Annotated in this window: 31 protein-coding genes; 16 read left to right on the top strand and 15 right to left on the bottom strand. The window is 60.9% G+C overall.

Annotated elements, in window-relative coordinates; translation table 11 throughout:
* The first annotated feature begins 2 nt into the window (after positions 1–2).
* From AB3147_RS17055 to AB3147_RS17025, 7 genes are all read left to right on the top strand, one after another.
* Positions 3–290 (top strand): hypothetical protein, encoded by a 288-nt coding sequence (locus tag AB3147_RS17055; protein WP_367352522.1) that lies wholly within the window; start codon positions 3–5, stop codon positions 288–290.
* The gene (locus AB3147_RS17050; RefSeq protein WP_291384950.1) at positions 290–958 is read left to right on the top strand and encodes a hypothetical protein; all 669 of its coding nucleotides are present in this window, start codon (positions 290–292) and stop codon (positions 956–958) included. Before AB3147_RS17055 ends, AB3147_RS17050 begins: the two co-directional genes overlap by 1 nt.
* A gap of 92 nt (positions 959–1,050) precedes the next feature.
* On the top strand, positions 1,051–1,335 hold the full coding sequence (locus AB3147_RS17045) for a hypothetical protein (RefSeq protein ID WP_175122336.1): 285 nt from the start codon (positions 1,051–1,053) through the stop codon (positions 1,333–1,335).
* Positions 1,332–1,826 (top strand): lysozyme, encoded by a 495-nt coding sequence (locus AB3147_RS17040; RefSeq protein WP_367352521.1) that lies wholly within the window; start codon positions 1,332–1,334, stop codon positions 1,824–1,826. The genes AB3147_RS17045 and AB3147_RS17040 overlap by 4 nt, the downstream gene beginning before the upstream one ends.
* On the top strand, positions 1,805–2,341 hold the full coding sequence (locus tag AB3147_RS17035) for a DUF2514 family protein (RefSeq protein WP_367352520.1): 537 nt from the start codon (positions 1,805–1,807) through the stop codon (positions 2,339–2,341). Before AB3147_RS17040 ends, AB3147_RS17035 begins: the two co-directional genes overlap by 22 nt.
* Before the next feature lie 148 nt (positions 2,342–2,489).
* Positions 2,490–3,518 (top strand): hypothetical protein, encoded by a 1,029-nt coding sequence (locus AB3147_RS17030; RefSeq protein WP_367352519.1) that lies wholly within the window; start codon positions 2,490–2,492, stop codon positions 3,516–3,518.
* Positions 3,508–4,053, top strand: coding sequence for a hypothetical protein (locus AB3147_RS17025; protein ID WP_367352518.1), 546 nt, complete (start codon positions 3,508–3,510; stop codon positions 4,051–4,053). Before AB3147_RS17030 ends, AB3147_RS17025 begins: the two co-directional genes overlap by 11 nt.
* Positions 4,054–4,093: 40 nt before the next feature.
* On the opposite strand, the gene AB3147_RS17020 is transcribed toward AB3147_RS17025, so the two are convergent.
* Genes AB3147_RS17020 through AB3147_RS17010 form a run of 3 tightly spaced genes read right to left on the bottom strand, consistent with a single transcriptional unit; the run spans position 4,094 to position 5,667 of the window.
* The gene (locus AB3147_RS17020; RefSeq protein WP_367352517.1) at positions 4,094–4,399 is read right to left on the bottom strand and encodes a hypothetical protein; all 306 of its coding nucleotides are present in this window, start codon (positions 4,397–4,399) and stop codon (positions 4,094–4,096) included.
* A 55-nt stretch (positions 4,400–4,454) separates the two neighbouring features.
* Positions 4,455–5,117, bottom strand: a complete 663-nt coding sequence (locus AB3147_RS17015; RefSeq protein ID WP_367352516.1) for an SOS response-associated peptidase — start codon at positions 5,115–5,117, stop codon at positions 4,455–4,457.
* A 10-nt stretch (positions 5,118–5,127) separates the two neighbouring features.
* Complete coding sequence (locus AB3147_RS17010) at positions 5,128–5,667, bottom strand: hypothetical protein (RefSeq protein WP_367352515.1); 540 nt, start codon at positions 5,665–5,667, stop codon at positions 5,128–5,130.
* 411 nt (positions 5,668–6,078) lie between these two features.
* On the opposite strand from AB3147_RS17010, the gene AB3147_RS17005 reads away from it, so the two are divergent.
* Complete coding sequence (locus tag AB3147_RS17005) at positions 6,079–7,062, top strand: tyrosine-type recombinase/integrase (protein ID WP_367352514.1); 984 nt, start codon at positions 6,079–6,081, stop codon at positions 7,060–7,062.
* A 6-nt stretch (positions 7,063–7,068) separates the two neighbouring features.
* On the opposite strand, the gene AB3147_RS17000 is transcribed toward AB3147_RS17005, so the two are convergent.
* The 11 genes from AB3147_RS17000 to AB3147_RS16950 all read right to left on the bottom strand — a co-directional run bounded on the left by AB3147_RS17000 (position 7,069) and on the right by AB3147_RS16950 (position 12,850).
* Positions 7,069–7,302, bottom strand: a complete 234-nt coding sequence (locus AB3147_RS17000) for a CrpP-related protein (RefSeq protein ID WP_367352513.1) — start codon at positions 7,300–7,302, stop codon at positions 7,069–7,071.
* A gap of 205 nt (positions 7,303–7,507) precedes the next feature.
* Positions 7,508–7,735, bottom strand: a complete 228-nt coding sequence (locus AB3147_RS16995; RefSeq protein ID WP_367352512.1) for a hypothetical protein — start codon at positions 7,733–7,735, stop codon at positions 7,508–7,510.
* A gap of 2 nt (positions 7,736–7,737) precedes the next feature.
* Positions 7,738–7,974, bottom strand: coding sequence for a hypothetical protein (locus tag AB3147_RS16990; RefSeq protein ID WP_367352511.1), 237 nt, complete (start codon positions 7,972–7,974; stop codon positions 7,738–7,740).
* Between the two features lie 45 nt (positions 7,975–8,019).
* Entirely contained in the window at positions 8,020–8,553 is a 534-nt protein-coding gene (locus AB3147_RS16985) for a hypothetical protein (protein WP_367352510.1), read from the bottom strand.
* Complete coding sequence (locus tag AB3147_RS16980) at positions 8,550–10,592, bottom strand: ParB/RepB/Spo0J family partition protein (protein ID WP_367352509.1); 2,043 nt, start codon at positions 10,590–10,592, stop codon at positions 8,550–8,552. The genes AB3147_RS16985 and AB3147_RS16980 overlap by 4 nt, the downstream gene beginning before the upstream one ends.
* An 8-nt stretch (positions 10,593–10,600) precedes the next feature.
* Positions 10,601–10,819 (bottom strand): hypothetical protein, encoded by a 219-nt coding sequence (locus tag AB3147_RS16975; RefSeq protein WP_367352508.1) that lies wholly within the window; start codon positions 10,817–10,819, stop codon positions 10,601–10,603.
* Positions 10,819–11,358: a hypothetical protein gene (locus tag AB3147_RS16970; protein WP_367352507.1), complete on the bottom strand. Its 540-nt coding sequence runs from the start codon at positions 11,356–11,358 to the stop codon at positions 10,819–10,821. The genes AB3147_RS16975 and AB3147_RS16970 overlap by 1 nt, the downstream gene beginning before the upstream one ends.
* Before the next feature lie 13 nt (positions 11,359–11,371).
* On the bottom strand, positions 11,372–11,512 hold the full coding sequence (locus AB3147_RS16965) for a hypothetical protein (RefSeq protein ID WP_367352506.1): 141 nt from the start codon (positions 11,510–11,512) through the stop codon (positions 11,372–11,374).
* Positions 11,513–11,594: 82 nt separating this feature from the next.
* Entirely contained in the window at positions 11,595–11,918 is a 324-nt protein-coding gene (locus AB3147_RS16960) for a hypothetical protein (RefSeq protein WP_367352505.1), read from the bottom strand.
* Between the two features lie 3 nt (positions 11,919–11,921).
* Entirely contained in the window at positions 11,922–12,236 is a 315-nt protein-coding gene (locus tag AB3147_RS16955; RefSeq protein WP_367352504.1) for a hypothetical protein, read from the bottom strand.
* A 257-nt stretch (positions 12,237–12,493) separates the two neighbouring features.
* Positions 12,494–12,850, bottom strand: coding sequence for a helix-turn-helix domain-containing protein (locus tag AB3147_RS16950; RefSeq protein ID WP_367352503.1), 357 nt, complete (start codon positions 12,848–12,850; stop codon positions 12,494–12,496).
* Positions 12,851–12,895: 45 nt separating this feature from the next.
* Here AB3147_RS16950 and AB3147_RS16945 point away from each other — a divergent pair, with 45 nt between their 5' ends.
* Positions 12,896–13,261 (top strand): YdaS family helix-turn-helix protein, encoded by a 366-nt coding sequence (locus AB3147_RS16945; RefSeq protein WP_367352502.1) that lies wholly within the window; start codon positions 12,896–12,898, stop codon positions 13,259–13,261.
* On the opposite strand, the gene AB3147_RS16940 is transcribed toward AB3147_RS16945, so the two are convergent.
* Entirely contained in the window at positions 13,248–13,484 is a 237-nt protein-coding gene (locus tag AB3147_RS16940; RefSeq protein WP_367352501.1) for a hypothetical protein, read from the bottom strand. The genes AB3147_RS16945 and AB3147_RS16940 overlap by 14 nt on opposite strands.
* A gap of 202 nt (positions 13,485–13,686) precedes the next feature.
* Here AB3147_RS16940 and AB3147_RS16935 point away from each other — a divergent pair, with 202 nt between their 5' ends.
* The 7 genes from AB3147_RS16935 (at position 13,687) to AB3147_RS16905 (ending at position 21,590) form a co-directional block, all read left to right on the top strand.
* The gene (locus AB3147_RS16935; RefSeq protein WP_367352500.1) at positions 13,687–14,247 is read left to right on the top strand and encodes a phage regulatory CII family protein; all 561 of its coding nucleotides are present in this window, start codon (positions 13,687–13,689) and stop codon (positions 14,245–14,247) included.
* 975 nt (positions 14,248–15,222) lie between these two features.
* Positions 15,223–15,729: a hypothetical protein gene (locus tag AB3147_RS16930; RefSeq protein ID WP_367352499.1), complete on the top strand. Its 507-nt coding sequence runs from the start codon at positions 15,223–15,225 to the stop codon at positions 15,727–15,729.
* A gap of 443 nt (positions 15,730–16,172) precedes the next feature.
* Positions 16,173–16,643: a hypothetical protein gene (locus tag AB3147_RS16925; RefSeq protein ID WP_367352498.1), complete on the top strand. Its 471-nt coding sequence runs from the start codon at positions 16,173–16,175 to the stop codon at positions 16,641–16,643.
* A gap of 781 nt (positions 16,644–17,424) precedes the next feature.
* Positions 17,425–17,910, top strand: a complete 486-nt coding sequence (locus tag AB3147_RS16920; protein WP_367352497.1) for a hypothetical protein — start codon at positions 17,425–17,427, stop codon at positions 17,908–17,910.
* A 50-nt stretch (positions 17,911–17,960) separates the two neighbouring features.
* On the top strand, positions 17,961–19,625 hold the full coding sequence (locus AB3147_RS16915; protein WP_367352496.1) for a terminase large subunit: 1,665 nt from the start codon (positions 17,961–17,963) through the stop codon (positions 19,623–19,625).
* A gap of 11 nt (positions 19,626–19,636) precedes the next feature.
* Positions 19,637–20,914, top strand: a complete 1,278-nt coding sequence (locus tag AB3147_RS16910; protein ID WP_367352495.1) for a phage portal protein — start codon at positions 19,637–19,639, stop codon at positions 20,912–20,914.
* Positions 20,904–21,590, top strand: coding sequence for an HK97 family phage prohead protease (locus tag AB3147_RS16905; RefSeq protein ID WP_367352494.1), 687 nt, complete (start codon positions 20,904–20,906; stop codon positions 21,588–21,590). Before AB3147_RS16910 ends, AB3147_RS16905 begins: the two co-directional genes overlap by 11 nt.
* Positions 21,591–21,595 lie beyond the last annotated feature (5 nt).

Below are 21,595 nucleotides of genomic sequence, written 5' to 3'. Positions count from 1 at the left end.
ACATGGCAGTCATGCCCCTTGAATTGTGGTCCCCCTCTGGAGTCCTGCTGTTCAGCGCAGGAATGCGGATTGCCCGCCAGCTTGGCGAGTTTTACACCGGCACGAGTAGCGGGAGCGTTAGCATTCCGCAGCTCGCTGACACTGGAAACTCGTGGTTTCTGGCCACCGCGGCAAGCGGTGGAACCAACTATCCGACTATCAAGCGAAGCGGCGCAGTTATCTCCTGGTCGTTTGTCACGGAGCCCAACACGCAGCGGGCAAACATGCTGGTGCTGTGGGGGGTGAAGTGATGGCGGATGCTGCATTCGAGCTGTGGGATCAAGCCGGAAACCTGCTTTGCGATAGTCGCAACGTCAACATGTTCCTGCGGTACATGGGCACTGCCAGCGGTGCGTTTTCGTTCGCTGCTGTACGGCCTGTGGTTTTCTTCGTGCCCACCGGAGGCGGCTTCGCAACAATGCGGAGCCTGCTGAACAACGGGAACGGCACATTCACCGTGACGTTTGTGGGGGTGGCCGTCGAATACTACATATTCGATTGGCCATGGGTCACAGGCGGCCCGATGGACATATGGGCGCAGGACGGCCGGCACATCTTCATGAGTACCGCCAGGCCGATGAACGTTTACGGCAACCTGCGCATCCCCCGATATTGGAACTCAGACGGCACGGGGAGCGGCTACATCGACGGCATGGAGGTGGGCGGCCTACCAGCGCGCAAATGGGCCTACTGTCCGTCGTTCAACCGGCGCGGGTATCAGTGCTATCCCGTGCCAGGGGGCGGCTGGAGTTCTGTGCTGTGGGGCGAGAATTACGCCGCACGCAGCACCGGCGTCTATTCCAAGATGCAGGATCAGGTTGGCGCATTCTACGGATGGGCGCCGCTCTTCAACACGCGCTTCGTGAGTGATGCGGAGGAGAACGACATCGCCGTGATTGACGTGACAGGGTGGCAATAGCCGCTACCCATCGTATTCATATTCAGCCCGCCATGTGCGGGCATTTTTTTCGTCTCAAGGAGACGCGATGTTGTCGCTTCAAAGGAAGTCCTATGGCTGACGAACATCTGTCGGACGCCTTCATAAAGTCGCTGCACGCTCGCGTCGTGCAGATGGAGCAGGACATGGCAAGCAATGCAGAAGCAACCGCCCGGAACACATCCTCGATCGAGACGATCCGGCAGAACACACAGGACATCGTTGACACGTTCCAGGCGCTGTCTGGTGGGTTCAAGGTGCTGCAGGGACTTGGCAGAGTGGCAAAGCCCCTGGCCTACATCGTGGGGTTGGGCACGGCAATCATCACGGCCTATTCAGCATGGAGGGGAATCAAATGATCTTGGACAGCCTGAAACGGAAGCTGCTGGCGGCGGGCAGCGCCGGCGCGATCGCCATCGCCGGCGTTCTGGTCGCGCACTTCGAACCGGGCAAGGTGCGCGGCAAGCCGTACATTGACCCCGTCGGGGTGCTGACTGTATGCGACGGACACACGGGGCCGGACATCGACCCGAAGCGGATCTACACGGATGCGGAGTGCGATGCCTGGCGCGACGCCGACCTGGCTGAGGCGGACGCCGCGGTGCGACGCCTGATCAAGGTCCCGCTGAACGCCTGGCAGCGCGCTGCACTGATCGACTTCACCTACAACCTGGGCGCCGGCAACCTGGCATCGTCGACCATGCGGCGCAAGTTCAACGCGCGCGATTACGTTGGCGGATGTGCGGAGCTTAACCGGTGGGTCAAGGGGCGCCAGAACGGCGCGCTGGTGACGCTGCCCGGCCTCGTCACGCGAAGGGAGGCAAACAGATGGGTTTGCTTGCAGGAATGACGGGGTGGAAGGGCTACACCGCGGCGGTGGTCGTTGGCGCGTTGCTCGCGGGCGGCGGCGCCTGGACGGCGCAGGGATGGCGCTACGGCGCACAGATTGCCGAAATTGAGCGTGATCACGCCAAGGCGTGGGTTAGCCAAGCTCAGGCCACGGTCACCGCCGTCGAAGCGGCGAGGACGGAAGAGAAACGGCGTACTGCTGCCGTGGAGAAACAACGAGATGATGCTCAGAAATTGGCCGCTGCTGCGGCTGGGGATGCTGCTCGCGCTCGTGATGAGCGCCGCAGGCTGCTCGAGCGCGCCGACGCGCTGGCTAGCGCCGCAGCAGGTCGCGATTCCACCTTTACCGACGGAAGCCCGGCAGGGGCCGACGCCGTCGATCTGCTCGCCTACATGCTCGGACGCGTTAGCGAACGAGCTGAGAAACTTGCGGGAATTGCCGACCGTGCCCGCATCGCCGGGCTGACCTGCGAACGATCCTACGACGAAGTGCGAAGGCCCGGCGCAGTTCACTAGTAGAAAGGAACTTGTGAAGTTCGATATACTCGCCAGTCAAATAGCTGTATAAATATACAGTTATTGCGCGCGCTTCCTCGAGCCGAGAGTTAGTCAAATGGAGGATGTTGTAGGATGACGTTACATCCATCACCAGACGAACTAATCCATGGGCGCAAAAAAGGTTTCCGTAGTGTTCCACCGAGTTGAGCAGGCCGGCTTTTACCCCTGGGGACGTCGGAACAGGGTGCTGGGTGATCTCAACGAGACGTTCGAGGCATTGCGTCAATGGGGGCGCGGTAAGCGCTTTTCTCTCACGCGCTTAGTCGATAGGCGTGGGGAAGAGGATCTCCCGGTCTATCTCCTCGGTATCGAGCAGGTTGGACGAGATTGGGTGTTCGCGACGTGGAACCGCGTTCCGGACGCGGAGGGGAAAATTCCGTCGATTAGCATGAACTCAGTGGTTGGTGACCGTCCACAGATCCATCTCAATGAGATCCAGGAAGACACGATCCCAGGATTCGCGACGTATTTTTGGGTTGTCCCCGAACATGATGTAGTGGCTACGGTCCGGATTGAGACCCGCGCAACGGGAAAGGATGCTATGCGCGGCTACGTTGAGCGATTTTTGGAAACGGAGAGCGGGTATGTCGTTTCGGAAGCCGAGAGGGGAGTCGTGGGTTATCGCGCTTTGGACAAACGAGGCGACATTTTGAAGGTCCGGCCGATGTTTCGGCTTAGTCCTTTCGTTAAGCCGGGCCCTATAAATTACATCCGACGACATCGGGAGCAGATTGTGCGAGTGATCCGAACCGGACACTTGGAGGCGGCCAACGCGCAGGAGCGCCAAGTTGCTCAGGGGCTATTTGCTTGGTTCAGAGGTGCTCGACGGGACCATCAACTGGTTGATCACCGACGCGTGAAGTTAGAGCTAGATTTCACGCCGTCGGCCGACGAGCTTGATGCAATGATCGAGGCCGAACTCGAAGCAGATGCTGTTTCAGCCTGGGACGATTTAGGATTTCAATTGGCTGGGGACATGAGTACCACCCATTGGGTAGGCAGGGCGGTCGCTGGCGACTCCCCCACATTCGATCTACCGGACGCTCAGGGCGGCGTGTACGATCTCGGGGAGATCGGCCGCGAATTGGCCGCCCGGCGGCGCGACCTTTTTAAAACACTGGATCATGATGGGTGACAAGAAGCGGATCCTTTTGCGAAACGGTGTTCTGACGCTTGGCGCGGGCGCGACGGTGGCGTTGGTGGTTCTGGGCTTCCAGTTCGGTCAATCAGTGCCCTTTGTCAATCAATGGCCTCTATACGAAGCGCTAAGGAACACTGCGGCGATAATTTTTGCCGTTGTCGGAGCGTGGCTCGCAATCATCTATCCCGAACGGCTCAAGTTGTCGTTTGGAGCTCCTGCTGAGACAAAGGGGTCAAGTGCAAAGCTGCTGCTTTTGCTCACCCCTGCGGTGAGCTCTACCTTCATCCTGATGATAGTCCTCATGGTCGGCGTTTTGGCCCCGGTCTTTAAGCAGATGCCGTTCGTCCTAGAGCGTTTGGAATTCTTTAGAGGTATTTCGTTTGCTTTCTTGATGATGCTCACCATCTGGCAGGTTGTCATCGTGTTCATAGCCATCATGCCCGTCGAGTTCCTGCTAAACCAAGTTTCGAAAGAGATCGCGCAAGAGGAGATTTCGAAGAGCTACGGTAGCCATCATCAAAAGCCTTAGTGTCTTTTTTCGAAGTGTGCTTTGACGGTGTCACGGTTGGTCAGCGAGTCCAGCGCATCCACCAGCCTTGGTAGTAGCGCCGGCCGTCGATCTCTTCGAAGCCGCAGACCATCATGCCGCGTTCAGAACAGAACGTGAGGAGCTCTGGCTCAAGCAGATCGGGAATGGGACCTTTCGCGGTCGCGCCGAACTTCGCCAAGCCGTCCATGGTCATCACCCGTACCTGGCGACGCATGTCCTCGCGCGTGATGGAGTACATCCGCACGGTGCCGCTGACCGCGGGCGCGGGGTCGTTGTCTCGGCGCTTCTGCCCGAGGTAATGGGTTCTGACGACTGAGCAAAGCATGATTCTGCTGCGACATGGCTGTATGGATATACAGTATATTGCAGCAGAATTGGGGTCAGGTCTCCGGTGTCGCGACCAGCTTGTCGGAAGGGAAGGGGATGAGGAAGTCGCGGCTTTGATCGGCGCCCGCGGTCAGCCAGTCACCGTAAGCGCCCTCGGGAAGGATCACCACCATGCGTTTTTCTTTGTTGGGCTGGTGGTAGTCTCGGAAGAGCGGATCCTGGTCGGCGTTGATGGTGAGCATCGTGTAGCTCTCCTGCCACTGGCCGGCCGCATCGCGGTAGCGATCCCAGAGGCCCGCAACGCCCAGGGGCGCGCCGTCGGCTCGGGCGAAGCGGGTGGCGACAGCCTTCCCGGATCGCCAGTCGGGTTCAAAGATGGCATCGGCAGGGATTATGCAGTGCTGGGCGCGGCGCCAGGCGTTGCTAAAGGTGAAGGACTTCGGGGCCGTCTCGCTGCGTGCGTTGAACGTCGATAGTTTGCCCGCTTTGTCCAGGCCGTCGGCTTTGGTCATTGCGCTGATCAGCCCCCAACGCCCGACCACGGATTCCACACCGGGCACGGCCTCGTCGCCGGCGTCATGCTCCGGCGGCCGGCGTACGAATACGCCGTGGTAGCGCGGCCACATGTCGTACTTGCTGAGGACGCCCGGCCTGGTCACGCCGAACCGCTTGAGCAGCAGCTCGGCGTCTTTCAGTGTTTGGTAGTGACTGCACATGTCTGCACTTTCACGGCGCGGGGGCGACGTATGGTTGTTTTGACGTATCGAGAGGTGGGTAAGCGAGTAGAGCCGCTGCCAACCGGTTTAAATTGCGAGTGGGTTCGGCGACACCGCCAACGATCACAAGGTGAGTGAAAACTTCGAACGCCGCCCAATGAAATCGCCCAAATCCAGGGCCTTCAGGGTTTCCAAGAGGGTAGTGCTGTGCGCTCTCGACGTGTTCGATGAACTTATTTATGAGGTTCGCCGTCTTGTCTACCTGTAGCCCATGGGCGAGCGAGACCCTGGCCTTGTTAAGCAGGTTGACCGCACCCCAAATCCAGGGATCGTCTTCACCGGGAAAGGCGGCGCGCGCCAACATTGCTTTGGTAGAGAAGGGCGTGGTTCCTAATTCAAGGCGTTCCGGCTTTAGAAACCTAGACTCAATGAGCGCAATCAACACTTCCTCTACGAGAAGATGACACTTCAGCAACGTCAACTCAAGGTCGCCGTTCGGCGGAAGGTGTTCAAAAAAGCGTTTCGTAGGGCTGTGGGTGTAAGTCGCCATGGGCCGGACCCTTCATCTGGGAAGCTCCGTTATAGCGTAGCCCTTGGTGAACAAGGAAGGGTCACCCGCAACGAGTGGAACAATCTGGGACCGCTGATGGTCCATCCAGTGGAGGCCAAATAAAAAGGCCCGCAACGGTGTGCGGGCCTGTCTTGTGAGCGGCATTCAAAGAGGGCTTTCCGCGTACAATGACAGCCTGACGCCAACATTCGACCGGAAAGCCGCACAAACATTGACTCTAGTAGGGGTTCGAGTCCCCTCCTTCGCACCAACTTATTGAAAACCGTTGATAGGCTATCATCAAAGCCTTTCAAATCAACGGTTTGGCGGGGTGGGTGGGTGATCGGTTGACTGCCAAAAAGCAAGAATTCGCAGTCATCGGCCCCATCCCGGCCCCGCTCCTGGCCCCAAATGGCAAGCATCCAGAAGACCGCAAAAGGCTATCGCGCTCAAATTAAATTAGCCGGTGTTCGCGACAGCGATACCTTCCCAACACGACGCGAGGCGGTCGAGTGGGCGGCGCGGCGGGAGGCGGAGATACGCGACCACGCTACGAAGCCCGCCGGCGATCTACATACGCTGCGCGAAGCGTTGCGCAAATACAGCGATGAGGTATCTCCCCACCGGAAGGGGGAGAGGTGGGAACAGGTCCGCCTGGCGGCGTTCGAGAGCTACCTTCTGCCGCTGAATTTGCCAATTTCTAAGGTGACCTCCCAACACGTAGCCGCATTCCGAGATGCTCGGTCGAAGAAAATCGGTCCCTCGTCCGTGCTTCGCGAGCTCAGTTTGCTAGCGTCCGTGTTCGAAGCCGCACGTCTCGAGTGGGAGTGGGTCGACGTCAACCCGTGCCGAGGGATCCGCAAGCCTTCGAAGGGAAAACACCGCGATCGCGTCATCAGTATGTCGGAGGTGCGGGCCATGCTGCGCACGATGGGCTATAGCCGGCGCGCGCGTGTTGCGAGTATGGGCCAAGCCGTGGCCAACTGCATGCTGTTAGCACTTCGCACCGGCATGCGGGCCGGGGAGTTATGCGGGCTCACCTGGGCAAACGTGCATGATCAGCATGCTCATTTGCCTGACACGAAAAGCGATCGGCCTCGCGATGTACCCTTGTCGACCCGAGCGCTGGCGATTCTGGCGCGGATGAGGGGATGGGATGATGAGCTGGTGTTTGGTGTCCGCGCTGCTTCCTTGGATGCGCTGTTCCGAAAATACCGCAAGCGGGCCGAGTTAGACGGCTTCACTTTCCATGACACTCGACATACTGCAGCAACGATGATCTCCAAGAAGATCGACGTGCTTGACCTGTGCAAAATGTTCGGCTGGACCGATCCAAAGATGGCCATGGTTTACTACAATCCGCACGCGTCCAGCATTGCCGCTCGCCTGGGATAAAGTGATTCAGCTATCTGGCGGCAATCTGACCCACAGATGCTCCTTGATCGGCCGTCTTGCAGCTCGCTCCCAGGTAGCCTGTCGCCATCCGGATTCCCATGCGTCGACCCGTGCATGCCATTCGTCTATGGGCTCTCCGGTGTGGCTAGGCATTGCGTTTGCTACGAAGAATGGGCAGTCAAGAAGGGTTTTGCCCTGGCGCGCGGCGATAGCACCCCGTCTTTGGATGTCTTCATACATGGCAGACACCTCCACCAACGTTGGAGCCACAAGTATGCGTCGGGAGGCGACATTGTGGCAATAGTGCCGGGACACCGGGACGCAGATGCAGGCGCACCCGCCGGCCGTCGCTCCGTCCCCCGGCCGCCTCCCAGGTGTCCTCGAGTACGCCCCACGCCGACGGGTTTTGAGCCATTGCGGGGGCTTGGCTTCGGCCGAGCTAGCGCTAGTCCAACGAAAGGTACCGTCTGATTTCGGCGCCAGTAATGCGCCCGTCGATGCTGCGGATCTTACCCTCGCAAATCCGCTTCTTCAGAGTGTTGTAGCTCATCCCGAGTCTGGCGCAGGCGTCCTTCAAGTGGTACAGCGTCAGCTCCTCAAACGCCGTGTGTGCGCCGCGTCGAGCAGCCTCCTCGAGTAGCTCGCGCAGTTGGTCCTCATGCAGCGTGACCATTCCTAACCCCCTAGCTTAAGGCGGCGATTGCGCTCGATCGCATCTATCGCGTCGAGCGATCCGTCAACCAGACGACGCAAGGCTTCCACTTCAAGGCGCGCGGAGGCGTACAGGCCGACGTCGACGGCGATGATTGACAAGTACGCTGCTACATCTCGTTCCCCATGCTCAAGCTTGAGCACGGCTTCGTACCCGGCCGGATGGGTGAAAGGGATCGACACATCGGTCGCATTAGCCATGGGTTTGCTCTCGTGTGACGGCCTGGCTGGCGATCTTCAGATCGTTCATGTTGTCTCCTTGTGACGTGCCCAGGCGCAGATCGGGCCCCAGTCTTCGGTGTCATGGATCGACAGCACAAACCAGCCGTATCCCTCAGGTCTGGGCGGTTCCCAGTCGCTGACGTCCGGAGATCCTTCGTCTCCCCAGTACCGTGCGGCTGCGGGATGGTCGAGTTCCTCATCCTCCAAGTACGCAACGTGCGTTTCCAGGCCCGTCGCGGCAAGCCAAGCGCTGCCCTTTGCTGCCTCGGTTTCCTCGAACTGGGGCATGCTCGGGTGGGTCCAGTAGCCATCTTCATCCCGCTGCACCGGCGCCGCGTGGATAGCGATTGCGGGCGGGATCACGTCGCAGCCATCGGAGCCGGGCATTTGCTGGTGCCAAGCGTGCCATGCCAACGCGCTTGCGCCGATCATGGCCGCTACGGCTATGGAGGCGTGGAGGGGATTTCCGGCAATGATCGCGACGATGGCGCAGGCGAACCAAACAAGCGCTGCAAGCAACAGGACCCAATTGGTGGCGAGGAAGCGTTCGCGGTTCAAGATTCGTCTCCCATTCGTTTAAATTCATTTTTCGGATAGGGCCAGTGGCTGTCGTCATAGGCTGCGATGCCCGGCTCCCCGGCAGCACCTTGCGGTTTGTCGTCACTGGACGGCGGCGACGTGGTCGCCTTGCGCGAGCGCTTAGCGGAGGTTTTCGCCGGCTTGGCCGATTGCTCGCCCGCAGCGGTGGCGGTAGTGCTGACGTCCGGCTGTGCTTCCATCTGATCCGTCGTGGTGTCACCAACGGTTGGGGCCGGCGAGGATTTCTTGGTGCGCGGGGTAGTGTTCTTTGCGCGCCTGCCTGCTGTCGTCGGCGCTGCGGCGTCGCTCTGTTCAGTTGCCGTCTTTTCGGCCTGGTTCGGCTTCGGCGCTTCTTTCTTGGTCGCAGGCTTCTCAGTCTTCGGCGACTTGGGCTTACCCTTCGCCCGCGCGGCAGCACGGAGTTCCTTCTTGGCCGCGTTCGCGTCGACGCCGTATCGCTCCGCCGTGGCGACAAGATAGGTCGGTTCATTCGTGGAGTAGGAGTTGACGGCCAGCTCTGGCGCGATCGCAATTTCCATCAGGAGTAGGCCAAGCTCGCCGGCTGACATACCGTCGATTGCTGCACGAACCGCTTGATGGTCCTTTGCATCCCATCCCCACAGCTTGCACACGGTCGGGCGGTGGTCGTGCCATAGACGAGTCATCGACGCCTGGGCGATCATGAGCAGATCGTCATGTTGGAGCGTCTCGCCGGCGTTGATGCGCTCGGTGACAGCCTCGTGAATGCTCTCAAGCGTCACGCGGCGTGAGTTCCGCTCGAGCTTGGCCTTGTCTTCTTCCTTCTTCGCCCGTTCCCGACGTTCGTCCGCGCCAGATTTGATGCCCTTCTCCGCAAGTGCCTTGAAAACCGCCTTCTCGGGAACCATCGCAATCAGCTCGCCGCTGTGCGGATTCTCGACCATGACCGTCGGAGGCATGTCATCGCCCAGGAGTTCGACGTATGACTTGCCCCCGGTGCTGTGCTGCCAGGAGCTGTGCTCCGGCTTAACAAAGCCGCGTGGCTGGGAGTGCTCTCCCGGGAAAATCTTCTCCGCCTCCTTCCCCTGGATGACCTTCTGCCCGGCCTGCTTAGCGGCTTCAGCCAGCTTTGCGACGTGTGCCTGCTTCTTTTGGTCGAAGCAGGAAGGGTCCGTGCAGACGTCTGCACTTTCTACATCCGAGAACAATTCAGGCTGCGCTCCCGTGCGCTTGATGCACGTGGTGCAAGGCCCGGCCGTCGCAACAAGGTCGGCCTGCGCGATGGGGAACACCGCACGTTTCAGTTCGAGCATGTAGTTTTCTTGAATGTGCTCGGCAGCTTGGCGGGCGGACATAGGACCATTGGTCCGCGAGTAGTAGTCCTCGACTTCGCCCGTGATGACTTCCTCAAGTGCTTTGAGCTGGAGCTCACGAACCGGGATACGCGCGACGAGCAGCGCAACAGATGCGCTGACCTTATCCTCGTAGAACGCGGTGCGTGCCTCCGGCTGCAAGTCGCACAGCTTCAGGCGGGCGTAGATATAGGCGCGGGACTTTTTGAGGCGCAGCGCCATTTCGTTAACGCCGTACTCGGGGTTGTCCTTGTTCGCCGCGAGCAAAGCCTCGTAGCTCTCCGCTTCTTCAATCGGGTGCAGGTCCTGACGCTGCAGGTTTTCAATCACCTGCAGTTCAAGCATTTCGAGGTCGTCGACGACGATGATGCGGACCGGCACCTGTGCCAGCTTGGCTATTCCTGCCGCGCGCCAGCGGCGCTCCCCCGCGATGAGCTCCAGCTTGCCGGGCTCGCTGGGGTGGGCGCGGCAGAGGATCGGTTGCAGGATGCCGTGCTTACGGAGGCTGCCCGCGAGCTCCTGCAGTGCCTCCTGATCGAAGCGCTTGCGCGGGTTGGTCTTGGACGGGATGACGTCGTCGCGCGAATACACGGCCTCGACATACTCGCGGGGCGAATCTTCCGTGAGTTCCCAATCGGCGGATTGCGCAGTCTCGGTGGCAACAGCGACGGTGGTTTCGGCGGTCATGGTGTGTCCTAGGCTTGGTGGTTATCCGGCACGGCGCCGGTGTAGACGATGCGGGCGAGTCCCTCGGTCTCTGCTTCCAGGCGCCGCAGCTGCTGGGCGAGCTCGTCGCGGTCATGGGCGGCAGCGCCGGAGCGCAGCGCGAGGGTCTGCAGGGAAGAGATAAAGGCACGTGCAGCGGAGATCTGGCGCTTTGCCTGTGCGCGCATTTCGATCGGGCGGGCGTTCATTAAGCGATCCCGGCCGGTGCAGCATTGAGTTGCGCGCGCATGAGGGGCACGTCCGCGGCAGGGATGGTGATCGGCTGCTCGTCGATCAGAATGAGAAATTCGCCAGTGCTGAGCAGGCCGAACTTCATCGCCTTCGCCCGGCCGGGATGCATCGGAGGGCGCGTGCTTTGCGTCCATGTCTCCGCGACGCGTTCCGGTTGCGCGGGGCTGGAAGGCGTGGGTTCGATCGGCTGCTGCTTGCTGGTTGCGACCTTGGGCGGACGCATCTGAGCATCTGCGAGGTCGTCGATCGAGCGCGGGCTCGATGCCAGTGCCGGGCTGTCGAGCCGGATCATGGACTGGCCGAGGTCGGTAAGGCTGTAGGCCGCGAGCCCGTCGATCTCGCCGTCGGTCTTGAGCTTCTTGCTGGTGCGCATAAAGCTCACCAGTTGCGTCGTCTTCTTCGTGTCGGAACTGATCTTTGCTGCGAGTTGGCGAGTGTTGAGGCGACCGTGCTGAGCGAGCGCCTGCAGAATCTTCTCGGAGAGTGAGGTAGTCATGATTGATCCGGTTCTAGTCGTCATTGGCGGCGAGGGAGCGCCAGTCGGCCTTGCCGACGTAGCGCTTGAGCCTGTCCCTGATGGGGGCAGCTCTGCGGCGGGCCAACGATTCCGCCGTGTTGGTCAGGGCGATCGCAAGGGCGGGGATAGACATGGCCGTCTCAAGGTCGAGATGGCAGTTGGCCTCGCGCAGGGCAAGGAGGAGGTCTTCCCGGGACGGTTGCGATCGCATGGGATCACCTGCGTGCGACGTATGCGCCAGGAGTCGCCGGCTCCCACGCATCCAGATAGGGCGCGTCAGGGAGGTTTTGAATGAGCGATTCCCCGTCGGGATTGGTGAAGACGCAGGCGTAGGATCCGGAGCTGGGCTCGCGGTAGAGCTTGCCCCTCGGTTCGCATGCGCGAGCGATCATGCGCTCGCGCCGGTCGTCGTCCGCCTTGAGCAAGCGCTCGTCGTTGGTGACCGTGATCTGCGCGAGCGAGAACAGGGCAGCAATGCCAGTAACAACGGCGGCTGCGGCGAGTGAGAGGCAGGCGGTTGCTTTGATCTTGGTGCCCATGGCTCAGCCCCTCCGGCGTTCGTTGACTGCTGCCCACGTACGGCGGAGCAGAAACCGGGCTTCGTGGTGAGCGCCAAGGGCTGCGCATTCGATATCGCGGAGACTGGCGGCCGGGAGGACGCGCGCAGCGAATTCGACCAGAGCAGACAGGTATGCCTGGGTTTCTGAGTCGCGAAAGGTGTGGGGGATGCTGCCGACCAGGCGGCAGGCCAGGCAATGGCGCTGGACCAGGAAAAGGTACGAGCGGATCTCGACTGCGAATTCGCTTGCCAACCACTCGGCAGAAATCGGGACGTCAGGGGCGTTGAAGGGGTTCACGCTTATGCTCCGGTTGTGTTAAGCACTGCACGACACGGAGAGTAAGTTATCAACTTACGTACTGTCAAGAATCACACTACATTCAGCGCAAACAAAAGCCCTCGGGTGGGAGGGCTTGGCGGTCTACGGTTAAGCGCGCGTGCGCTGAGGCCGCGCTCACGTGACCCAGCATGCAAACGCTTGCTTCCGCCTTCGTTTAGTTACTAGCAGGGTCAAAGTCGGGCCCGACGATGCGCAGATGTGGTCGCGGGCGCGGTTCAGGCTGCCGAACGGGCGCGGCTTTTATTGCGGTGGTCCTCCACCGCACGGAGGATATAGCCCTCGATGATAAGCCGTTCGGAAGCAGGCAGTGCCTCGAATTCCTCGAGGCTAACGCGCGTAAAGGGCCATGTGTCCTGATTGGCGGCGGTGCCCGGGTTTCTCCCCACGAGCAGGAAATCGGTGCTGGTGCCGAGTAAGCGGGCCAGCTCGACGAGCTTTTCTATGTCGGGGCGTGCGAGATCCCGCTCCCATCCTGAAACGGACGTGCGGCTGATGCCAAACGTGTCGCCAACCTGCTGAAGAGTCAGGCCGCGAGCAGTCCGGCACTGGCGGATTCGGTTCCCCAAAGTCATAAGGGAAAGCCTAACATTTGCTTGAGAGGTATTGGTTGACATAGAATGTCGTGCATCACCTTACAAAGAAAGGGGCATTCTGTGGATCCAAAGGACGAGCGCGTGGCGCGCGTGAGGTGCGCGATAGATCAAGCGGGCGGCGTTTTGCGCGTCGCTGCGGCGTTCGGCATCAGTCGAATCTCCGTGTATGGCTGGATCGAAAACGGCTACGTGCCGGCGAAGCGAGCCGTCGTGATTGAGCAGTTGTCCGGTGGACAGGCTCGATGTGAGGACACGTGCCCTGATGTGGACTGGTCCGTCGTTCGAGGCACCGCTTGCCGAGGGTGCGGCGGGGCGGTTGCTCAACGCGAACTGTTCGAAGCCGCTCCACAACGCGGTGTGCGACGCGAAGAGGCGATCAATGCGCCTTGACCCTGTCTCCGTTTGGCGTGGAATCCCCGTGGCTTGTAGTTTCGTCGTATCGAAAGCAGAGCTGCTCGAAGACCGTCGCCACTATTTCAGCGGCACTGCTGCCAGTCTCCTCCACCACGATGCGTTGAGCGAGCCGCAGCCGGTTACGCAACTGGCGCTCAATGGCGGCGTAGTCGTTCGGTTGCTCCGCCGCATCCATGCTGCTTCTAAAGGTGCTGGTCACTTCGTGTCTCCCTCGCTGCGTGTAAGGCTGTGGGATGAAGAGTACGCGGGCCCATCAGCGCCGGATACGAGAAAAAAGGTTGATTTTCGGGTGAGTGGGCGTCCGCCCGCCATCCACCTATGGCGGTTCGCTGGCGCTGTCCCTTCGGACGATGTGCCGTCATTCCGCCGGCGTCGGTTTGTGTCGGTTAGCGGGAAGCGCCATGACTAAGCGACACAGCAACGGCCATTGGCGCGGAGCTCTCTACAACGCCCTGCGGCGCGCGTCAGACGGCGTCCAGGGATTTTGCGTGTGGGCAGCTGGGAATCGCGATCGCAAGATCGCGGCTAAGACGCTTTACAAGCGGCTAGACGGCACCACACCGAGTGAGCGTATGCCGATTGAGGACGCTGAGCTGATAACCGAGTATCTGCTCCGAGATCGCGCCGCCGACGAGTACGCACTCGACTGGCTGAAGGCACTTTGTACCAGGTTCAACCTTGTGGCCATCGAGCTGGATGCGCCGCCATCGGCGGGCAGGTGGCCGTGCGAGATCACCGCCATCATGGAAAAGGGCTTCAAGCTGGCCGAGCAGGGGGGGCTTGTCGCCGGTGTCCTTGGAAAGGCCATTGCAGATAGGCGCATCTCCCAGCGAGAGGCTGAGGATATTCGCGAGCACGCGTATGCAGAGATCCAAATCCTGCTACGCCTCCTCCGTAACGTGGAACGAGCGGCTGACGAAGGTTCAACGCTGCGGACGATTGAGGGTCGTGGTGATGACTAGATGCGCAGCCACTCGCGGACCACAATGAAGATGGCGCGCCCCATGGGTCCTTCGGCACGTGCTGTGCTTGACGCGCTGGCGAGCGGGCCGCTTTCGATGGCAGCTCTCTCGGCTTCCACCTCCCTGACCATTGCCGAGCTCCGGCATGTCTGCTATCGCCTGTGTGTTTCCGGGCGGATTGTCATGCTCGACTCGCGGCGCAACGACCGCTGTAGACGGCCTGTGGCTCGCTATGCGTTACCGCAAGCTGCTATGCGGGCCGACTATGTCGACCTGGCCGGAGTTTGGAGATGACGCGGGATCTATTCGGCAACGCGCCTGTGCAGGCCCGCACCACGCGGCTAGAAGTTAGGCCGCAGAGTGAGCCGCGCGCGCAGGCACGCGACCCTCCGCCTCTGGGGCGCGGACCGCCCGGTCCGTTGCGGTACTACCACTGCGGAACACGCAATTACAGCCGTGATGAGCTTATGCGCCTCGTCGACTTCGAGGGCGCATGCCGACGCCTGCCCGACCACGATTTGATCATTGTTGTCGAGACGGTCGACGGTCGTTCGCACGCCTACCTTGTTGCGCTCCCGCGAAACCACCCGTCAAGACTGGACGCCCACGGGCGCCCGGACCCTGCCCGCCAGCCTTTCTGGCGACATGGAGAAGTCATGCACATCAAAAAGCAAAGTCAGCCGCCCTGAGCGGCTCCAGCCGAGGGACGAAGAGGCTGAATACGCGGTTATCCCTCGGTGCAGTGCCCCAAACCGATCCCAAGGGGCAGCGTGGGTGCGAAAGGCTAGAGCGCGGGTAGGAGTGCCTGTACGGGTGCTGACAGTCTGGCCAAGTCCTGGGGCGTACATCCGCCAGGGCGCCCTGATGCATACCGTCGGCTCCGGCGAGGCAAATGCAAGGGTGGGCATTGCTCCTGTTATCCACAGGCGGGTAGGGGGAGCTCTGCCCATTCGCACCCATCTCACCAACGAAGCAATGACCGAAACCTCACACCTGCTGAGATATTACATGACAGCATTTATTCTGAGCATGCAAGAAAATTCCGCGAGTGCGGGCCGAACTTCCGCAGCGGAAGCCTTGGACTTCGCGGCGTTCTGGTCGCTGTGGCCGAGGAAGGTGTCCAAGAAAGACGCGGAACGGGCATGGTCCAAGCTAAACGCCCGACAGCGGCAAGCGGCGCTCGAGGCCGTGCCGAAGCATGTGCGATTCTGGAACGCGACGCGAGTCGCTGCGCACTTCATTCCACATGCGGCGACTTGGCTAAACGGTGCGCGGTGGGAAGACGAGATCGACCTTCCAGAGCCGCAGAAAAGCGCGCCGGCGACACGCGGCCCAGCCTGGTGGACGTCCCATGTGCTGATGGATCAAAAGGGGCGCGAGGTCGGGGTGGGGTCCGCTCGCCCTGGCGAATCGACTGAGCAGTATCGAGCGCGCATTCAGCAGGCCCTGGTCGAGTGCGACAGGTTCGGTGGTGGCAAATGACCACCGCGCGGATTCCCGAAATTCGCGCACGCTTGGATTCCTGGGCCATATGGTTGAGAACAGGATCCACGGGCTGCGGGTCGAGTCCACTAGCGTCGTTGGAATGGGTGAGCGACGGATACAGGCCGTGGGTGCCGGTAGACTCAATTGAATGCTCCGTTACAGACGACGCCGTGTCGCGGCTTCCTATGGAGTTAAAGCACGCCGTCGCGGATTGGCATATGAACGATGGCACCCTCGAGGCGGCTGCGAAAAGGCTCAAAATTTCGCGAATGACATTGTGCCGGCGCCTGCGCGCTGCGGACGAGGCGATCGCGCAGTGGCTCGAATTGCGTCGCAGCCGGGTTCCCACAACCGGTCCCACGCGGCGAGGGGCGGCGGCCTGACCGGGCTTCACCGGCATTTGTATACTCGCCTCTGAACCAGAATTTCAGGGGATAGAGATGAGGAGAATTTGGGCCTTCGCTGTGGTTGCCGGTGCAAGCCTGTTTCCGTTTGGCGCCCATGCAATTGAGCTGACGAAGTCTAAGTTTGAGAGCGGGCTCCGGGCGTATGTGAAAGAAGTTCCGCAGTGTGCCGGGGCGAAGCTCTCTGCGGGCAAGGCTGGGGCAGGCGGTTGGCTCTACCAGTTCAAAAATTCCGCTGAGCTTGAAGTGCGAGTTCTCGCTGATGGACAGCAGATTCGGCAGATCGAGGTGACCGCATTGGATCGCAATGAGAGCGCGCTGCAGGACATGCTGTGCGCAACCATAGCCCTCATGCGTTCGATTCAGCCTGAATACGTGACCACGTCGGACGCCGTTCGCGATGCGAAACACCTCTGGGAGAATGCTGGGGACAGGCCATTCACTAAGGCCTTTTACTTCGACACATTCATTGCTCAGTTGACTCCCGTGATGCTGACAGTGAAGTAAGCGGCTTCGGCCGAGTAACAAACAGAATTAAATGACGTATACCCAAATCGGGATAATTCGCTACATTCCTGCGGAGCTTGCGTCATAAACGCTCCACCATCAAGGCCCGGCCCTCACGCCGGGCCTTTTCTTTTGGTGCTTCCATGCCTGTAGCTCGTCCTCGTCCCTGCCTGCATCCGGGGTGTGCATCGCTTGTGCGCGGCGGCGGCTACTGCGAGCGCCATGCGCCAGCCCAGCAGGAAGCCGCGCGCGAGAAAGACCGCGAGCGGGGAAGCGCCGCCAGCCGGGGGTACGGTTATCGCTGGGCGAAGACCAGCCAGGGCTTTCTGCGAAAAAACCCGTTGTGTTGTGAATGCTCCGCTCGGGGCCGGGTGACTGCCGCAGAGGTTACTGACCACATCGTGCCGCACCGGCTGGCGGAGGCGCTGGCCTCGGAAGATGCGGACCGCATCGCAACGGCGCGCGCTCTGTTCTGGGACCGCGCCAACTGGCAGCCGCTGTGCTGGCGGTGTCACTCGCGCAAGACAGCGCGCGAGGACGGCGCGTTCGGCAACCGGAGGCGAGTCGGGTAGGCGAGTGGGGTGCAGACGTCTGCACGGGGCGATCCGGGAGGGGTAGGGGGGGCAAAAGTCGCGGCGATTTGCGTCGGGACCGAGCGCCCAGCTGCATTTTTATGGGAAAGGTTCGGAAAAGGGGGGGAGGGGTGAAATAGCAGCCCCTCTGACGCATCGAAAGCAGATCAGACGCTTCGCGTGGCCCCTCATCAACAATTGGAGTCACGATGGATCAATCAAAGCCTCCCTTGGGGGTCATTCAAGGCGGGGGAGGGTCCAAGGTCTGGCGCTCACCGAAGTTCAACGTCGACCTGCCGATGCCGCCTCCCTCAATGGAAGTCGACGCCGATTGGCGGCGCATCTACATCTGGTTGTGCGACCAGCTCATCGCCAGCAAGCGGGATATCACCGCAGCGGGCATGCAGCTCACGCTGCTGGTCGAGTGCATTCGCGCATGGGTGTCGGACCGGGCGCTGTGTGAGAAGGAAGGCCGATATGCGATCTCCGAAAACGGAAATCGCTACGAACTCCCGCACAGCTACAACGAGCGTAAGAACGCCGAGCAACTCAAACGGGATCTGCCTGAAGCATGTATGACGGTAATGTCTCAAGTCGAGGCGCGGCTCAAGGAGAGCAAGATCGGGGAGGGCGGCCAGGACGATCTGTTCGGCGATCTCGTCGAGCACGGCCGAAGCCGCCCAAGCGCCGCCTAAAGCTCGTCCCTCCCGAGGACAGCTGGGAGACCTGGGACCGCGAGTATGGCGTGCCGGTCCTGCGCGGGGAGCTGGTTGTTGGCGAGTTGGTGATGCTGGCCGTGGAGCGGCACTACCGGGATTTGCAGACGTCTGCAAAGCGGGGCTTGTACTTCAGCGCTGCTCACGGCTGGCACATGATCGAGTACATAGAGAAGTACTTCGTTCATGTGAAGGGGCGGCTCGCAGGCCAGCCCATCCTGCTGGACCCGTGGCAGAGATTTTGGACTGCCGTGCTGTACGGTTGGCGCAGGAGCGGAACCGGGCGCCGACGATTCACCCGCGCCTATGAGGAGGTCGCACGCAAGAACGGCAAGTCGACATGGAAGGCACCGCAGGGTGCCTACCTGTTCATGATGGATGGGGAGCCAGGCGCAGAGGTTTACGCTGTCGCGACGACGCGAGAGCAGGCCATGACGGTATTTCGGCCTGCCTTCGAAAACTTCCGTCGTTGGGCGAGGAAGTCGGCGGGCGTGAAACGCTCGTTTCGAATCTTCGAGGGGCAAAATCAAGAGCGCATCGAAGCGGGCGCGTCCGTGTTCAAGCCAATAGCCAGCAACGCGGACGCCCAGGACGGCTTTAACCCTTCAGCGGTGCTGTACGACGAGCTGCACGCGCAGCGATCGCGGGAGCAGTGGGACGTGCTCGAGTCAGGATTCGGCGCGCGCGAGCAGCCATTGCTGTCCGCGATCACGACGGCGGGCTTTATCCTCGACGGCATTTGCACAGAGGTGCGTTCGTACCTTATCTCGGTGCTTCGAGGCGAGCGGGAGGATGACAGCTTTTTCGGCTATGTCTATACGCTTGACGCCGGCGACGACCCTTTTGATGAGGAGGTGTGGGTAAAGGCGAATCCTGGCCTGGGTCGGTCAAAGACGATTGACTATATGCGGGACATGGCGCGCAAGGCGAAGGCGCTGCCATCGGCGCTTGCCAACTTCAAGACGAAGGATCTGAACCTCTGGTGCAACGACGCCGAAGGTTGGCTCGACCTGATCCAGTGGGACCGAGGCGCAGCCGCTGTGACGATTGAGCAGCTGCGGGGCCGGAGGTGCTTCGGCGGCTTGGACCTCTCATCCACGCGAGATCTCACGTCGTTCGCTTTGGTGTTCCCGCCGACTGACGATGATCCGCGATGGTACGTGCTGGTGTGGACGTACTGCCCGAGGTCCAAGGTCGAGGAGCAGTCCAAAGCCGACGCCGCGCCTTACGGGAAATGGGAGGCGGGCGGCTCCCTGGTGGTGACTGAGGGTGAGGTGGTCGACTACCGGCCCATGCAGGAACAGGTGTTGTGGGCAGCGCAGACCTTTGACCTAGCTGAGCTGGCGTACGACACGTGGAACTCGACGCATCTGACCAATGAGCTTGCGGATGAGGGGATCAACTTAGTTGAGGTGCCGCAAAACACGCATGGGATGTATCCCGGGTCCAAGAAGCTCGAGGAGTTGGTGTACAGCGGGCGTCTGATCCACGGGGGCAATCCGGTGCTGCGGTGGGCGGCGGGCAACGTCGCACTTCTCTACGACTCCAATGGCAACTTCCGTCCGGACAAGAAGCGGTCCAAGCAGAAAGGCCGGATCGACCCGATTGTTGCGGTCGTCATGGCTCTATCACGCGCGAGTGCGCACAACCAGCAGGACCTGTCTGACTTCCTGCGCAACCCGATCGTGTTCTGATGAAAATCTCAATGAAGGCCGCCGCATCTTGGCTGGGGAGGGTAATAAGCCTCCGCCACCCCGGATTCTGGCGTTACTACGCATCCACGACGAACTACTCAGGCAAGAGCGTATCTGCCCAGACGGCGCTGCAGCTCGACGTTGTCTGGGCGTGCGTGAAGCTGATCTCGCAACTGGTGGCAACGCTTCCGTTGTCGGTGTATGAAAAGAAGGAGGGCCGGCGGCGAAGCGCGAGCGAACATTGGTTGCATAAGGTCATTGCGGCTGCGCCCAATGCAGACATGACGGCGGCGGACTTCTGGGAGTCGTTGCTGACGTCCATTCTGCTTTGGGGAAACGCTTACGCGCTGATCGTGCGCAATGGCGCCAGCAAAATCATCGCCCTCGAGCCGTTGCGGCCGGAGCGCATGGCGCCGAAGCTGCAGCGCGACGGATCGATGCTGTTCGTTTATGTCGATCAGAATGGTCATCGGTTCGAATACAGCGAGCTCGAGATCCTGCACCTGAAGGGCTTTACCCTCGACGGCCGGATGGGGCTATCTCCGATCTCTTACGCGCGTCATACGCTGGGCGCGGCAATGGCGCAGGAGGAAACGGCCGCCACTATATTCAAAAACGGTTTGCGCCCATCCGGATATGTGACCACGGACCAGGTCCTCACCAAGTCGAACCGCGAGGAGGTGCGTGAGAGCGTCGTCACTCAGGTCGCCAGCGGTTCGGAGTCGGGGCGAACGCTCGTGCTTGAGGCCGGCATGAAGTACGCGCCGGTCGCCATGAATCCCGAGGACGCACAGCTCCTGCAGAGCCGGGCCTTCTCCATTGAGCAGTTGTGCCGGTGGATGTGCAATGTGCCGCCGGTGCTGATCGGGCACGCCGCCCAAGGTCAAACGATGTGGGGCTCGGGTGTTGAGCAACTGCTGATGGGCTGGAAAGTCACCGGGCTTAACCCGCTGATTATCAAGATTGAACAGGCGCTCAACGGCCTCTTTCCTGCCAATGAGCGGGACCGGTACTACGTCAAATTCAGTTTGCAGGCGTTGCTGCGCGCGGATGCGAAGGGCCGTGCGGCGCTGTATTCGTCCGGCCTGCAAAACGCCTATCTCAGCCCGAACGAGATCATCGAACTGGAGGATGGTGAGCCGTACGAAGGTGGTGACCGTCATTTCATACAGGCGAACTTGGTGCCGGTCGATCAGATCGGGAAGGGGGACGCGACGGAGGGAAAGGCGCGCGAGGCGCTGCTTGATTGGCTGGGGAGACCCAAACAGGAAATTCACGATGAAACGTAAAAACGCGTCCTTGAAGATCAGGGACTTCAATCTCGAAATCAAGGCCGTCAGTGATGACGGCCTTTTTTCTGGCTACGGCAGCGTGTTTGATGTGGTCGACAGCTACGGCGAAGTGGTCGAGCGCGGCGCCTTCACCGAGACACTCGCGACGATCGCAGCCAAAGGTCGTGCCGTGCCCGTGCTGTGGCAGCACCGCAGCGGCCAGCCGATCGGTGTTTACACGACCATGAAGGAAGACAGCCACGGCCTCTGGGTCGAGGGCCGTCTGCTCAAGGACGAAGTCCAGCAGGCCAAGGAAGCGTACGCGCTCCTGCGGGCCGGCGCCGTGTCTGGGCTCTCCATCGGCTACTACGTGCGCGACGACTCATTTGACCAGAAGGCGGGCGTCCGCCGGCTCAAGCAGCTCGAGCTGGTCGAGGTCAGTCTCGTCACGTTTCCGGCGAACGAAGAGTCGCGCGTCGACGCGGTCAAGTTTGCACTCAGTCAAGGCACCCTGCCTGATCTTCCGGGATTTGAGCGACTCCTGCGCGAGGCAGGATTCTCCAAGTCCCAGGCCGTGGCCATCGCAAGCCACGGATTCAAGCATCTGCTCCGGAGCGAGTCCGAGGGCGGGCTTGTGACGGACCTGCAGCCGCTCGCCGAGCAGCTGCGCAACTTCACTCTCCCCCAACTTTGAAGGGA

It is taken from the genome of Achromobacter animicus, from assembly GCF_040775605.1.
In the GTDB taxonomy this organism is placed as follows: Bacteria; Pseudomonadota; Gammaproteobacteria; order Burkholderiales; family Burkholderiaceae_B; genus Achromobacter; species Achromobacter animicus.
The sequence above is the reverse complement of the archived record's forward strand: the minus strand, read 5'-3'. Positions and strand labels throughout refer to the sequence as shown.